The sequence below is a fragment of the Lentzea sp. NPDC020367 genome, from assembly GCF_044387305.1.
In the GTDB taxonomy this organism is placed as follows: Bacteria; Actinomycetota; Actinomycetes; order Mycobacteriales; family Pseudonocardiaceae; genus Lentzea.
Window position 1 is genome coordinate 1 of record NZ_JBIRVV010000004.1, and the last position, 13,900, is coordinate 13,900.

Below are 13,900 nucleotides of genomic sequence, written 5' to 3' on the forward strand. Positions count from 1 at the left end.
CCGTCACGAGCCGCACCAAGAGCGGGCCACACCTGGGGATGGGTGTCAACTCGACGAAAAGCGTGTCGAGTTGACACCCATCCCCAGGTGCAGCAAGAGCTGTGGTGCGACTCGTGACGGGACCCACCGCCCAGCCCGTTCGGAAGGACGGCTCGCCTTCGGCATCGCTGGATCAGGCTGCTGCTGCTGTTGGCGGTAGGACGTTCGTCTTGAAGTGGTTGAGGGTGTTGCCTCGTTCTGCGAAGTTCACCACCACGTAGGTGCCGTTGCGGCCCTGGGCCACGCCCACGCCTACTTGGGTTGTCGCCTTCCAGACCATCGCTGTGAAGTGGAGGACGCCGTAGTCGACGTTCGACTGCGTCATCTCTTTGCTGTAGTCGTAGCGGCGTGATTCGGCGTACCAGTCTTCCAGGGCTTTCACGATCACTGAATCGATTTCTTTGCGGCCGCCGGTCTCGTAGAGGTTCTCGCCGTAGGCGTTGTCCGGGCGGTGTTCGAAACTGTTTGTCGCGTGGAGGTGGTCTGCCCATTCTTGCGCTGTTCTTGACACTTCGGAATCGAGGGAGAGAGGGGGCACGCCGTGCTTTGCGCGGTACGAGTTCATGAGTTCCACCGCCTTGGAAACAGGGGTGGAGGCCACCGCTGGGGTGGTCGGTAGGAGTAGGGCTGCTGTTGCGGTGATTACGGTGAGCATCCAACGCATGACAGTTTTGTCCCCTGAATGGGGTATGGAGGGCAATAGTTGTCGGGAAAACTGTTGTCTTGATAGGCGGTGTGTAGTCATGCTGTAGCCTTGGTGTGTGACTCAGGTCACGGGTGGGCTAGGTGTCGGGGGACACCCCTACGACCCCCTTGGGTTACCGCCGACTACCCCGGTTGCGATGCAAATTCACTCCACAGGACGCGGCTGAGGCTCTACGGTTTGTGATGTCGAACACCAACGTTAGGAGCTGGACATGGATGGCTACGAAATTCTCGCCGACGAGGATGGCCACGTTCGCGGGTACGACTAGAGCTCACTCCACTGGCCGCGTGAGGGAGTCACCCCGAAGCGACTCCCTCACGGCCTGAGTGGGGTGGTGGGCTGTTGTTCGTTTATGACGAGGAATGTGCTCTCGCGGTGCTTGCGCGGACTACCAGCGTCGTCGGGAGTTCCCGGTGCTCGGCCTGTCCGCCGTCCAGGAGGGTGGCCAAGAGGTCCACGGCTACCTCGCCTGCGGCCTCGGTCGGCATGTGGACTGTCGTCAGCGCGGGCGAGCACATGGTTGCGTACAGGATGTCGTCGAAGCCGGTCACGCTGATCTGCTCCGGCACCTTGACGTCGTGCTCCGCGAGGTAGGCGAGTGCGCCTAGTGCGATCAGGTCGTTGTAGGCGATGAACGCCGTTGCGCCGGTTTTGAGCGCTTGTTCGGCGGCTGTGTAGCCGCCGTCGAAGTTCGGGTCGAACGAGCCGAGCAGCTGGGCGCGGCCGTTGAGGCCCTGCATCCTGCGGTTGTTCGACCAGGCTGCGGCTGGGCCGCCCAGGTAGACGTAGTGCTTGTGGCCCAGTGATTCCAGGTGTGTCACCACCTGTTCCATGCCGTTGGCGCTGTCCATCAGGACCGACGAGACGCCCGGCACTATGCGGTTGATCAGCACCAGCGGCGTCACCGCGGCGAGGTCGATGATCGTTTCGTCGGACAGCAGTGACGCGCAGAGGACGACGCCGTCTACCTGGGATGCCATCGTTCGCACTAGTTCGGCCTCGGTTTCGGGGTCCTCTCTGCTGTCGCAGAAGAACACCGAGGTGCCCGCCTCGCCCGCCTTCGTCTGCACGCCCCGCAGGACGGACGGGAAGAACGGGTTGAGGAGGTCGGGCACCACCACGGCGAGGTTGCCGGTGCGGCCGGTGATCAGGCTTCTCGCCGCCCGGTTCGGCTGGTAGCCGAGCCCGGCGACGACGTCCAGGACCCGTTGCCGGGTCGCGTCCTTGACCAGGCCCGGTGCGCTCAGCGCACGGGAGACGGTCGAGACGGAGACCTGAGCCTGGCGAGCGACATCCCTGATCGTGACGGCCACGCGCAAATCATCGCAGTCAAGGTCAAGAGCGACCGATCATCGTCAGTTAGAGCTCCAGGCCGGTCAGGACGAGGACGCGCTGTTCGGTGAGGTCGTCCATGGCCGCGCGCAGGCCCTCGCGGCCGATGCCGGACTCCTTCACGCCGCCGTACGGCATCTGGTCCGCGCGGTAGCTCGGCACGTCGCCGACGATCACGCCGCCTACCTGGAGCCGTTGCGCGGCACGGAAAGCGAGTCGCACGTCGGTGGTGAACAGGCCCGCCTGCAGGCCGTACCGGGAACTGTTGACTCGGTCGAACGCCTCCTCGACGCTGTCCACCCGCGTCAGCGTCACGACCGGGCCGAACACCTCCTCGGCGTTGACCTTCGAGTCCTCCGGCACGTCCGTCAGCACGGTCGGCGCGTAGGTGCGGCCGTCGCGGGTACCGCCGGTCAGGACCGTGGCGCCGGCCTCCTGGACCCACGACTCGACGCGGTCGGCGGCCGCGTCGTTGATCAACGGGCCGACGTCGCCGGCCACGTCGAGCTTGTTCACGTGCTGCACCACGGCTTCCGAGACTGCGTCGTACACGTCGGTGTGCACGTAGACGCGCTGCACCGAGATGCACGACTGGCCCGCCTGGTACATCGCGAACGTGGCGATGCGCTGCGCCGCGAACTCGACGTCCTGCCAGTCCGGCGCGACGATCGCGGCCGCGTTGCCGCCGAGTTCCAGCGTGACGTGCTTGCGCGGCACGCGTTCCTTGATGCCCCAGCCGACCGGGCCCGAACCGGTGAACGAGACGACCGGCAGGCGCGGGTCCTCGACGAGCCGGGCGGTGTCCTCATTGGACAGGTGCAGGATCGAGAAGGCGCCGTCCGGCAGGTCGGTCTCGGCCAGCAACTCGCCGAGCAGGAACGCGACCTTCGGGGTGGCGGGTGCCGGCTTCAGCACGATCGGTGCGCCCACGGCGATCGCGGGAGCGACCTTGTGCGCCACCAGGTTCAGCGGGAAGTTGAACGGCGCGATGCCCAGCACCGGGCCGCGCGGCACCCGGCGGACCAGCGCGAGGCGGCCCTCGGCGGACGGGTCGGTGTCGAGGCGCTGCAGCTCACCGGAGAACCGGCGGGCCTCCTCCGAAGCCCAGCGGAACGTGGAGATCGCGCGGGTCACCTCGATGCGCGCCCACTTGAGCGGCTTGCCCGAGTCGTCGTTGATGGCCTGCGCGAACTCCTCGGCGCGTTCGGCGAGGCGCCGGGACACGTGGTCCAGCGCGGACGCACGGCGGTGCGCGGGCAGTGCGGCCAACTCGGGGGCGACGGCGGCGGCCTTGGCGACCGCGGCCTCGACGTCTTGGGCGGTGTGAAATTCGATCATGCGAGCAGGGCTCCTTCGAGCACGTCGAGTCCTTCGGCGAGCAGGTCGTCCGGGATGACCAGCGGGGGCAGCAGGCGGATCACGTTGCCGTAAGTGCCGCACGTCAGCACGACGACACCCTGTTCGTGGCACGCCTTCGCGACGCGCGCGGCGACGTCGGGCGTGCGTTCGGTGAACTCGATGGCGAGCATCGCACCGCGGCCGCGGATGTCCGCGATGACGTCGGTCTTCTCCGCGATCGCGCGGAGCCTGGTCAGCACGGTCTCCTCGATGCGGCGAGCGGCCGCGTTCAGGTCGCGCTCGCGCATCGTGCGGATGGCGCCCAGGGCCGCCGCGCACGCCACCGGGTTGCCGCCGTAGGTGCCGCCGAGGCCGCCGACGTGCACGGCGTCCATGATCTCGGCGCGACCCGTGACGGCGGCGAGCGGCAGGCCGCCCGCGATGCCCTTGGCAGTGGTGATCAGGTCCGGCACCACGCCCTCGTGGTCGAGCGCGAACCACGACCCGGTGCGGCAGAAGCCGGTCTGGATCTCGTCGGCGACGAACAGCACGCCGCGCTCACGGCACCATTCGGCGATCGCGGGCAGGAAGCCTTCTGCGGGGGCGATGAAGCCGCCCTCGCCCTGGATCGGTTCGATCACGAGTGCGGCGGTGTTGTCCGCGCCGACCTGCTTCTCGATGGCGGCGATGGCCCGCTGCGCCGCTTCGGGACCCGTCAGGCCGTCGTGCAACGGGTAGGACGCCGGCACGCGGTAGACCTCGGGCGCGAACGGGCCGAACCGGTGCTTGTACGGCATGTTCTTGGCGGTCAACGCCATCGTGAGGTTCGTGCGGCCGTGGTAGCCGTGGTCGAACACCACGACGGCCTGCCTGCCGGTGACGTGCCGGGCGATCTTGACCGCGTTCTCGACGGCCTCGGCGCCGGAGTTGAACAGCACCGACCGCTTCTCGTGGTCGCCGGGCGTGAGCTCGTTCAGCGCCTCGCAGACGTCGAGGTAGCTCTCGTACGGCGTGATCATGAAGCAGGTGTGGCTGAACCTGTCGATCTGCGCGTGCACCGCCTCGGCGACGGCGGGCGCCGGGTTGCCGACGTTCGTGACGGCGATGCCGGAGCCGAGGTCGATGAGCTGGTTGCCGTCGACGTCGATCAGCAGGCCGTCGTCGGCGGAGTCGATGTAGGCGGGCAGCGTCGAGCCCACCCCGGCGGCGACGGCGCCCTTGCGCCGCGCCTGGAGTTCCAGCGATTTGGGACCGGGGATCGCGGTGCGCAGTCGGGTCATGTTCCCAGCATGGCCCTGGTCAGCGCGCTGCGCAGTGGCTGAAATGGCGATCTGTGGGCGATGAGATGTACAAAGTGGCACATGCCCATCACGCTGCGGGAACTGGCGGGGAAGCTGGCGTTGCCGGTGCTGGCCGGGGACGTGTCGAGGCCCGTCGGGTGGGTGCACGGCACGGAACTGGAGGATCCGACGCCGTTCCTGGAGGGCGGCGAGCTGTTGCTGACGACAGGCCTGCACGCGCTGCGGGACGGCTACGTCGAACGGCTCGTGCGCGCGGGGGTCGTCGGGCTCGGCTTCGGTGTTGGACTTGGCCACGACGTCGTGCCGTCCTCGCTGGTGGAGGCCGCGGCGAAGGCGGACCTGGGCCTGGTCGAGGTGCCGCGCGAGGTGCCGTTCATCGCCATCAGCAAGGCGGTGTCGAAGGCGCTGGCAGCCGACGAGTACGCGGCGCTGACCAGGACCAGCGAGGCACAACGGGCGTTGACGCGTGCGGCCGTGCGGGGTGGCGTCGGGGGAGTGGTGCGCAGGCTCGGCCAGTGGATCGACGGCTGGGCCGTGCTCCTCGACGCGGCCGGCGAGCCCGTGCACGCCCACAACCCGCGTCTCGTCCCGGACCTGACCGCCGAGCTCGCCCGGCTGAAGACCGCGGGCGGCCTGGCCAGCGCCGCGTTCGAGCTCGACGGCGTGCACGTGTTCCTCCAGGTCCTCGGCAGCCGCGCCCGAGGCGTTCTGGCGGTCGGCACCGCCAGACCGGATCCGGGCATCGTCAACACGGCGGCGTCGCTGCTCGTCCTCGCGCTCGCCCAGCACGACTCCGTCGACGCGGCCAGGCGGGAGCTGCGCGCCGGCGAGTTCCGGATGCTGCTGGCCGGGCTGCCGATCGACGGACTGCCCGCACGGTTCCGGGTGTTCCTCGCCGACGAACCGCCGGACGACACCGTGTTCTGGGCCGAAGTGGACGGTGACGTCGTCGTGCTCACCGACGAGTTCGACGGCGTCGCATCGTCCGAAGTGGACGTCACCGAGGTCGCGCGTGGCTATCGCGAGGCCCAGCAGGCACGTCGAGCGGGCGTGCGGACGTTCGAGGACCTCGCCGGCAGCCTGAAGGTCCCGGACGGGTTCGCGGACGCGTTGCTCAGGCCGCTCGACGCCGAGACCCGCGAGACGTTGCGGGTCTGGCTGACCCACCACGGCGCCTGGGACCCGGCGGCGGCGGAACTGGGCGTGCACCGGCACACATTGCGCAACCGGGTGCGCAAGGCGGAGCAGGCTCTCGGCCGCTCGCTCGACTCACCCGGCCTGCGCGCGGAACTGTGGCTAGCCCTCCACCGCGAAGGTCAGTGAGGCGGTGTAGCCGGAGCCGACGTCGCCCGACATGGTCGCCATCTGGTGGTCGACGCCGTCACGGAACACCATGTCCTGCTTCAGGGACGTCCGCGCCATGTTCTGCACGCTCTGCGTGTAGCCGGTCGTGCCGTAGACCTCCTTGCACGTCGTCTCGGGCAACGCGAGCTGCGAGGTCGTGATCTTGTTGCCGGCCTTGGTCGCCTCGGCGAGGCTCGGGTAGACCTCGAAGTGGATGTGCGGCCAGCGCCCCGAGTACGCGCCGGGGAAGACGCTGACGAACTTCAGCTTGCCGGACGCGTCGGCCTCCTGGACGCCGCGCAGGAAGTTCTCGTTCTTCACGCGGTCCGAGTACATCGAGTAGTCGCCGTTGATGTCGCAGTGCCACAGGTAGACCGCGGCGCCCGCGAACGGCTTGCCGTCGTCGTTCTGGACGGTCAGGTCGATCGTGAGCTGCACGCCCTCGGCCGTGCGGGTCGAGGAACCGAAGCTGGACCGGATGTCCGACCGCACGATTCCGCTCTGCGTCAACGCGTTCGGGCCGTTGGAGCCGTCGCCGGGGTACGGGCCGGCGGTCTCCTCGGGGATCGGTTCCAGCGGCGAACCGTCCGCCGTCGTGGACGAGCCCGCCGTCGTGGTGGTCGATGTCGCGGTGGTGGTCGACGGGGCGCAGGCCACGAGCGTGAGGCCTGCGCCGCCGAGCAGCGTCAACGCCCGCCGGCGCCCGATGAGCGTGGCGAGGTCGAACTGGAGGCCGCGGTCGTGGTTGTCCGTCATGCGACCCAGATTGCGGCCGTTTCCTGTGAGCCGCCTGTGGAAGAGCTGTCACGGAGATAGCAGCGGGAACTCCGGGAGGGTCAGCGCGGAGTGCTCCGGCCGGGCGGGCGCGGCGGGGATCGTCGCGCGGGAGCGCAGGGCGGCGTTGCGGGCGGCCAGCGCCTCGGGAGTGCCGGGGAAGAGTTCCGCGTTGCCCACGTCGACCAGGCCCTGGTTCGCCTCGACGAACGGCCTGATCGTGCGCTCGTACGCGGCGAAGTCGCTCATGTTGCCCGCCAGCACGTACGCGCCGACGAGCGCGAGGCTCGACCCCTGGCCCGTGAGGAACGACGGGGCGTACGCGGCGTCACCGACGAGCGCGACGCGGCCGGACGACCAGCGCGGCATGCGGATCTGGCTGACCGTGTCGAAGAACAGGTCGTCGGCCTCGTGCATCGCTTTGACCATGCCCGGCACCTCCCAGCCGTCCTCGGCGAACACCGACGCCACGAGGTCGCGCTGGGCCTGCGGGTCGCGGAACGCGCCGAACGGGGCCTCGGCGCGGGTGAAGCTCAGGAAGCCGTGCACGCTCTCGTTCGACCCCACCGCGTACAGGGCGGCGGCGCGGCCGGGTTCGTTCCACATCAACGCCTCCTGCCGGAGACCGAGGTGGTTGGGCAGGGTGAAGCCCGCGAAGCAGTAGCCGAGGTAGCGGTGGAACTGCTCCTCCTCGCCGAACGTCAGCGCACGCACCGTCGAGTGCAGACCGTCCGCGCCGATGACGTGGTCGTAGGTGCGCTCCAAGCCGCTGCGGAACGTCACGTCGACGCCGTCCGCGTGCTCGTTCATCGTGACGATGGTGTTGTCGAAGAGGAACTCCACGTCGTCGCGCACGGTGTCGTAGAGGATCTCGGCGAGGTCGCCGCGCCGCACCTCCAGGTCGGTGCCGTCACCACCGATGAGCGTCTCCGGGCGGATCGACGCGACGAGACCGCCGTCCGAGTCGAGGAACGTGATCTGCCGGGTGTCCACGTGCGCCTCGCGCAGGCGGGGGAGCAGGCCCATCCGGTCGACCACCTCCAACGCGGTGCCGCGGATGTCGATCGGGTAGCCGCCGCCGCGCAGGGCGTGCGACTTCTCCACGACGGTGACGTCGAAGCCGTTCCGCCGCAGCCAGAACGCGAGCGCGGGGCCGGCGATGCTGGCGCCGGAGATCAGGACTGAGCTCATGATTCCTCCAGTTACCTAACTTAGGTATCATTTTTCGGGCCGCGATGATCGCTACGGTTGCGAGCGACTGAGGCAAGCGTATACCTAAGTTAGGTAAGTAAGGTGTGAGATGAGCGAGGCCCTGGACCCTGCGGCACTGCTGCCGCGCCTGATGCAACTGGGCACCGTGCTCAACCGCAGCCAGCTGGTCGAGCGGGGGATGGAGCACGTCGGCCTCCCGATCGACCGCCCCGGCCTGACCGTGCTCATCACCCTTCGAATGGCCGGCCGGCCGTTGCGGGTGGGGGAGATCGCCGCACGGATGCAGGTCGTCGGCCCGCACGTCACGAGGCACCTGCACGACCTGGAGCGCGCCGACCTGGTCCGCCGGGTCACCGACCCCGACGACCAGCGTGCGCGTCTGGTCGAGCTGACGGACGCCGGCGCGGCGGCGGCCGGGCGCTACCTGGAGGCCGTCCTCGGGCGGCTCACCGGCGCGGTCGCCGACTGGTCCGAGGAGGACAAGACGACGCTCGGCCGGCTGCTCGGCCGGTTCGTGGACGACCTCCAGGAGCACCTCAGCCGAGAGTGAGCAGCACGGTGCTGGAGCCGTGTCGGGGCTGAAGCTTCAGCACCGTGCCACCGAACGTGCCGGGCGCCGAGGAGACAGCCGCCCAGCCCGCCGCTGTGCCGCGCAGGTCCTCGACGGTCGAGGAACCCACGGGTTTGCCGTCGATCACCACGCGTTTCACGTCCGCGGGCACCATCAGCTGCGACTCGCTCGGCGCGCCGCGCAGGGTCACGAGGACGTGCTTGCCGAACGAGTCGACCTGCAGGTTGCCGAAGCGGCCGTTCGCCGTGGGCGACACGAGCCAGCCCGCGCGATCGCGCCGGTCCAGGTCGTTGACACCCCACGGCTTGGACCAGACGTCCGGTGCGCGGAAGTTGAACGGCATGGCCGCGGAAGCCCGCAGGTACAGCGGGAACTCGTCCAAAGTGGACTCCCGCGTGATCGTCCTGCCGCCGCTCACCCGCGCTCCGGAGAACAGGTCGATCCACTCACCGCGGGGCAGCCAGACGTCGACCGGCGTCGGTTTCCCGGCCGCCCCATCGGTTTCGGCGCGATCGGCGGTCACCGGAGCAGCGAGCAGGTCCGGCCCGACCATGAACTGCTGGTCCGCCTTCCACGCGGCCTCCTCGCCGGGGTGGCGGAACGCCATCGGCTGCGTGATCGGCGTGCCGTCCCGCGAAGCGCGAACTGCCTGCGCGTACAGGTACGGGAACAACTCGTAGTGCAGGACGGCCGCCCGCTTGAAACGCTCGAACGTCGCCGCGTCGTACAGCCACGGCGTCGAGTTGCGGCCGGAGCTGCCGACCTGGAACACCGGCGTCACCGCGGACTGCTGCGCCCACCGCACGAACAACGACTCCGACGGGCCGCCGCCGAGGTTGCGGTAGCCGCCGATGTCCGAGCCGTGCACGGGATGGCCGGAGATCCACGAGTTGAGGCCGCGCCGGGTCGTGAGCCGCAGGCCGTCGAAGCTCATGTCCGCGTCGGCCTGCCAGAAACCGTGCAGCAGCGTTGGCATCCCGTCGCCACCCGCGCGGAACAACGTCGTGTAGTTGTCGCCGTGCACCTTCCGCAGCATCTTCACCACGGATTCCGCGTACAGCAACGGATACTCGTTGTGGATCAGCGTGCCGGGGCCGCCGGCGAACGTCGTCTCCTCGAAGTTGTGCTCCTCGCCGCGGTCGCCCTTCACGAAGTTCACGCCCATGCGGAACACGGCTTCCAGCCGGGCCTCGTAGTGAGCGCGCGCGACGGGGTTCGTGAGGTCGATGTCCCACACGTTCGTGCGATCCGACTGGGCGAAGGAACCCTCAGGGTAGTCGTGCGGGCACGTCTTTCCGTCCGAGGCCTTGCTCAGGAACGGCGCCACCCACACGCCCATGTTCACGCCACGCGACCGCATCCAGTCGATCGTGCCCTGCGCGTCCGGGTACATGGTCTTGTCGAACTTCAGCGCGCCGATGCACGCGTAGGTCGGCCGGGCGCCCTCCGGACCCTGCTCCCACGGGTTGTCGACCCACAGCGTGTCCAGCGGGACGCCGCGCGCCTGGAACTGCGTGACGTCCTCCACGACCTCGTCGGAGTGGTTGTACTTGTCGCGCCACTTCGTCAGCGCGAACTGCCGGGCGGGCGGCAGCGTGGGCGTGCCGACGCGCTGGAAGTAGGCGCTGTTGACCTGCTGCGGTGAGCCTGAGTAGACCTCGTAGTCGAGCCGGGAGGTCTTGAAGCACAACTGGATCCGGTCCGGCACGCCGAACGTGACCGGGCACGGCGCCGGCTTGTCCGCGCAGTGGTCGTCGGCCAGGGCGCCGGGGAACGCCGTCCTGCCGATCGCTTTCGTGTCCGCGTAGACGCCGTAACCCGCGCTGGACATGAAGAACGTCGAAGGCGCGCCGTTCTTGTTGCACTTGCCGAACGTCGAGGCACCGACGAACACGGCCTTGTTCAGCAGCACACGTCGTTGCAGGTCAACGAACATCGTGTGCGCGCCGCCGCCGAGGAAGTGCTCCTCCAGCGAGCCGGTCAGGTTCGCCGACACCTGAGCCACTCCAGCGGACGGTTCCAACGTCCAGCCCACGCGGAGGCCTCGTGAGGTCCGCGTGACGACGACGTCCGCCGTCCTGGACGCTTCAGTGGTCGCCACGACGTACCGGACGCCGCCCGGAACCCGTTTCTGGGCAACGACCTTCGTCAACGAGTGCTGGGTGCCGTCGGCGAGCCGGTAGAACGTCTCGCGCTGGCCGGTCAGCTTGCGCCGGCCGTCCTGGAAGTCCAGCGAGAACGGGCTGTTCACGGCCTTCCACGTCAGGCCGGTGCCGGCCACGGCGATCGGTGCGCCGGCCGAGAGCCCGGCGGCGAGCAGGAGAAGTGCGAGCAGGTGCCTCATGCCGGCACCACCCCGTTGATCGTGGTGTTGCGGAACACCAGGTCGTCGGTGTGCTCGATCAGGTTCGGCTCGGTGATCCCGGTGAAGGTCGAGTTGGTGATCCGCACGTTCCTGATGTGCTGCTGCGGGAAACCGCGGAAGGTGGCCGCGATCCGGCCGCCGTTGATCCGCATCCGGTCGATCGTGAGGTTGTCGATCTGCGGGAAGAAGCCCTTCGTGCCGCCGTTCTGGTAGTACATCGAGACGAACAGGATCTCGCGCTCGACGTTCTGGCCGAAGACGTTGCGCAGGTGCACGCCGTCGATCACGCCGCCGCGGTCCTGGTTGGTCTTGACGTAGAGCGCGTGCTTGATCGGGTATCGGCCGGGGAAGTCCGGCGCGTTGATCTCGCAGTCGCGGCAGAAGACCCGGGACACCCCGCCGGACATCTCGCTGCCGATCGTGACCCCGCCCCAGCGTCCGGAGAACTTGCAGCGCTCCACCACGACGTGCGTGGACGGGATGCCGACCCGCCGGCCGTCCGCGTCCCGGCCGGACTTCACCACGACGCAGTCGTCATTGGTGTTGAACTTCGAGTCGTGCACGTGCGCGTAGGACGACGAGTCGAGGTCGACGCCGTCACCCTGCGAGTTCGTGGAGTAGATCTCGATCCGGCGCACGGTGATGTTGCGGGAGAACACGAAGTGCAGCGACCACATCGCCGGGTTGCGGATCAGCACGTCCTCGACCAGGAGGTTCCGGCAGCGGAAGAACTGGATCATGTTCGGCCGCATGTTCTTCCCAGGCCCCATGATCCGCTGCTCGACCGGGACGCCGTCCTCGCCCCACTGCCGCAGCAACGGCGTCGAGCCCGCACCCCAGCTCGCCCACCTGCCGTTCACCGCGTCGCCGTCGAGGGTGCCGCGGCCGGTGATGGCGATGTTCTTCTGCTCGAACGCGTAGATGAACGGCTGGTAGTTGTGGCAGAGCGTGCCCTCCCAGCGGGTGAGCACGAGCGGCAGGTAGTCCTCGGGGTCGGTGGAGAACCTGACGGTGGCGCCCTCGCGGACGTGCAGCTCCACATTGGACAGCAGCCGGATGCCGCCGGTGAGGAACGTGCCCGCGGGGACCACGACACGTCCGCCACCGGAGCGGTGGCACGCGGTGATCGCGCGCCGGAACGCCTCGGTGTTCTTGGTGAGGCCGTCCCCCTTCGCGCCGAACGCGGTGACGTCGTAGTCCTTTCTGCGAAAACGTGGCGGGCAGATGCGTGCCAGGATCAGCGGCACCTCGCGCCACGGGTCCGCGGCTGCATCGGCGATCCCGGTGGGCAGCAGGAGACCGGCGGCGGTCAGGCCGGAGACACGGGCGAAATCACGACGTGACAGGGACACGGGATCAGACCTTCTTGCCGTTGATGGTCACGTTGGTGAACGTGGTGCCGTCCGCGTTCTTGACGCCGGGCTTCGCGGTGGTCACGTTCGTGAAGGTGCTGTTGGAGATCGCGACGTTCCTGATGTGCGACTCGCCCAGGCCGTCCAGGGCGACGGCGGTCTTCTTGACCCCGTTGACGGTGAAGCCGTCGGCGGTGATGTTCTGCACCCTGGGGTTCACGATCGGTCCGTAGCCGGGGCCGGTGAGGCTGTAGTTCAGCGTCACCATGATCGCCTCGCGGTCGACGTCGGTGGCCTTGATCCGCCGGGCGTGGATGTTCTCGACGGTGCCGCCGCGCCGCTTGTTCGTCTTGATGTACAGGACGTGGAAGGGCTTGTACGACGACCCCTTCTTCACCGTGCAGTCCTGGAAGAAGACGTTGCGCACGCCGCCGGACATCTCGCTGCCGACCGTCAGGGCGCCCCAACGGCCCTCGAACGAGCAGTTCTCGATCACGATGTTCTCGCTGGCCACACCGACTCGGCGGCCGTCGGCGTCGCGACCGGCCTTGATCGCGATGCCGTCGTCGCCGCAGTCGAACCGGCACCCGGTGATGTGGACGTACTGGGAGGCCTCTGGATCGCAGCCGTCGACCATGCCGCCGCGGCTGTACACGAAGATGTCGCGGATCGTCACGTTGCTGCACAGCACGGGATGCACGTTCCACATCGCGGAGTTGCGCAGCTGAACACCCTCGACGAGGACGTTGCGGCACTCGTAGAGCGTGATCATGTTCGGCTTCAGGTAGTGGCCCATGCCGAACTTCCGGTCGGTCACGGGCTTGTTGTCGACGGCCCACTTCTGCAGCTGTTCCCAGTCGGGCTGGCGCTTGTCGTCGTAGTCGAACCACGGACCGGACGGGCCCTGGCCGTCGATCAGGCCCGGTCCGGTGATCGCGATGTTCTCGGCCTTGCGGGCGTAGATGAACGACGAGAAGTTCATGCACTCGATGCCCTGCCACCGCGTGTAGACCAGCGGGAAGTCCTTGGGATCGGTGGAGAAGCGGAGGGTGGCGCCTTCCGAGACGTGCAGGTTCACGTTGCTCAGCAAGGTGATCGCGCCGGTCAGGAAGGTGCCCTTGGGCACGACGACCTGGCCGCCACCCGCCGCGGAGCAGGCCTCGACGGCCTTCCTGAACGCCTCGGTGTTCTTCGTCTTGCCGTCGCCCTTGGCGCCGTACGCCGTGACGTCGAACTTCGCGCCGGGGAACGTGGGCGGCACGATCTTCGCGAGGATGGCCGGCACCTGGTCCCACGGCGACTCGGCCATCGGTATCGCGGTGTGCTCCTGTGCCGAGGCGACCGGCGCCGGCAGGAACGAGCCGGACAACATCGTGACACCCGCGGTGGCACCGGCGACTTTGAGGAAGTCGCGGCGATTGGTCTCCATCGGCCGTCCTTTCGCACGCATGCGTTGGCACAACTGCGAGCGGCGGCGATGAGAAGGTCTTGAAAACCTTTTCACCCGATGTCTACACCCGTTTCCGGCCCCGCGTCAACGGCTGCCCGAAGTCGGCATACTGCTTG

The 13,900-nt window shown here is 68.4% G+C and carries 11 protein-coding genes; 2 read left to right on the top strand and 9 right to left on the bottom strand.

The genetic code is table 11. The annotated features are described in order from the left end of the window. Window positions 1-172: 172 nt before the first annotated feature. The 4 genes from ACH413_RS17665 to gabT form a co-directional block, all read right to left on the bottom strand. The gene (locus tag ACH413_RS17665) at window positions 173-694 is read right to left on the bottom strand and encodes a CAP family protein (protein ID WP_396425013.1); all 522 of its coding nucleotides are present in this window, start codon (window positions 692-694) and stop codon (window positions 173-175) included. 401 nt (window positions 695-1,095) lie between these two features. Next, a complete protein-coding gene (locus ACH413_RS17670; RefSeq protein ID WP_360035106.1) occupies window positions 1,096-2,058 on the bottom strand; it encodes a LacI family DNA-binding transcriptional regulator in 963 nt (320 codons plus the stop codon). Between the two features lie 46 nt (window positions 2,059-2,104). Then, on the bottom strand, window positions 2,105-3,517 hold the full coding sequence (locus ACH413_RS17675) for an aldehyde dehydrogenase family protein (RefSeq protein WP_396425014.1): 1,413 nt from the start codon (window positions 3,515-3,517) through the stop codon (window positions 2,105-2,107). Further along, complete coding sequence (gene gabT, locus ACH413_RS17680) at window positions 3,412-4,695, bottom strand: 4-aminobutyrate--2-oxoglutarate transaminase (protein ID WP_360035103.1); 1,284 nt, start codon at window positions 4,693-4,695, stop codon at window positions 3,412-3,414. The genes ACH413_RS17675 and gabT overlap by 106 nt, the downstream gene beginning before the upstream one ends. Before the next feature lie 81 nt (window positions 4,696-4,776). Between gabT and ACH413_RS17685 the strand changes: the two genes are divergently transcribed. After that, window positions 4,777-6,039, top strand: coding sequence for a PucR family transcriptional regulator (locus ACH413_RS17685; RefSeq protein WP_360035100.1), 1,263 nt, complete (start codon window positions 4,777-4,779; stop codon window positions 6,037-6,039). Here ACH413_RS17685 and ACH413_RS17690 read toward each other — a convergent pair. After that, complete coding sequence (locus ACH413_RS17690) at window positions 6,013-6,816, bottom strand: intradiol ring-cleavage dioxygenase (protein WP_360035097.1); 804 nt, start codon at window positions 6,814-6,816, stop codon at window positions 6,013-6,015. The two genes, ACH413_RS17685 and ACH413_RS17690, sit on opposite strands and share 27 nt — an antisense overlap. A gap of 48 nt (window positions 6,817-6,864) precedes the next feature. Continuing rightward, window positions 6,865-8,025, bottom strand: coding sequence for an FAD-dependent monooxygenase (locus tag ACH413_RS17695; RefSeq protein WP_360035095.1), 1,161 nt, complete (start codon window positions 8,023-8,025; stop codon window positions 6,865-6,867). 109 nt (window positions 8,026-8,134) lie between these two features. Here ACH413_RS17695 and ACH413_RS17700 point away from each other — a divergent pair, with 109 nt between their 5' ends. Beyond that, window positions 8,135-8,596: a MarR family transcriptional regulator gene (locus ACH413_RS17700; RefSeq protein WP_360035092.1), complete on the top strand. Its 462-nt coding sequence runs from the start codon at window positions 8,135-8,137 to the stop codon at window positions 8,594-8,596. Here the strand turns inward: ACH413_RS17700 and ACH413_RS17705 are convergent. Genes ACH413_RS17705 through ACH413_RS17715 form a run of 3 tightly spaced genes read right to left on the bottom strand, consistent with a single transcriptional unit; the run spans window position 8,583 to window position 13,763 of the window. Further along, the gene (locus ACH413_RS17705; protein WP_360035090.1) at window positions 8,583-10,961 is read right to left on the bottom strand and encodes a TIM-barrel domain-containing protein; all 2,379 of its coding nucleotides are present in this window, start codon (window positions 10,959-10,961) and stop codon (window positions 8,583-8,585) included. The two genes, ACH413_RS17700 and ACH413_RS17705, sit on opposite strands and share 14 nt — an antisense overlap. Further along, window positions 10,958-12,334: a glycoside hydrolase family 28 protein gene (locus tag ACH413_RS17710; RefSeq protein WP_360035087.1), complete on the bottom strand. Its 1,377-nt coding sequence runs from the start codon at window positions 12,332-12,334 to the stop codon at window positions 10,958-10,960. The genes ACH413_RS17705 and ACH413_RS17710 overlap by 4 nt, the downstream gene beginning before the upstream one ends. A 4-nt stretch (window positions 12,335-12,338) precedes the next feature. After that, window positions 12,339-13,763 carry a glycoside hydrolase family 28 protein gene (locus tag ACH413_RS17715; protein ID WP_360035084.1) on the bottom strand — a complete coding sequence of 475 codons (1,425 nt, stop codon included), beginning with the start codon at window positions 13,761-13,763 and terminating at the stop codon, window positions 12,339-12,341. Window positions 13,764-13,900 lie beyond the last annotated feature (137 nt).

Coding starts and splice junctions, on each gene's coding strand:
- ACH413_RS17665 (WP_396425013.1), bottom strand. CDS start 694: ATGCTCACCGTAATCACCGCAACAGCAGCCCTACTCCTACCGACCACC.
- ACH413_RS17700 (WP_360035092.1), top strand. CDS start 8,135: ATGAGCGAGGCCCTGGACCCTGCGGCACTGCTGCCGCGCCTGATGCAA.
- ACH413_RS17705 (WP_360035090.1), bottom strand. CDS start 10,961: ATGAGGCACCTGCTCGCACTTCTCCTGCTCGCCGCCGGGCTCTCGGCC.
- ACH413_RS17695 (WP_360035095.1), bottom strand. CDS start 8,025: ATGAGCTCAGTCCTGATCTCCGGCGCCAGCATCGCCGGCCCCGCGCTC.
- ACH413_RS17715 (WP_360035084.1), bottom strand. CDS start 13,763: ATGGAGACCAATCGCCGCGACTTCCTCAAAGTCGCCGGTGCCACCGCG.
- gabT (WP_360035103.1), bottom strand. CDS start 4,695: ATGACCCGACTGCGCACCGCGATCCCCGGTCCCAAATCGCTGGAACTC.
- ACH413_RS17690 (WP_360035097.1), bottom strand. CDS start 6,816: ATGACGGACAACCACGACCGCGGCCTCCAGTTCGACCTCGCCACGCTC.
- ACH413_RS17685 (WP_360035100.1), top strand. CDS start 4,777: ATGCCCATCACGCTGCGGGAACTGGCGGGGAAGCTGGCGTTGCCGGTG.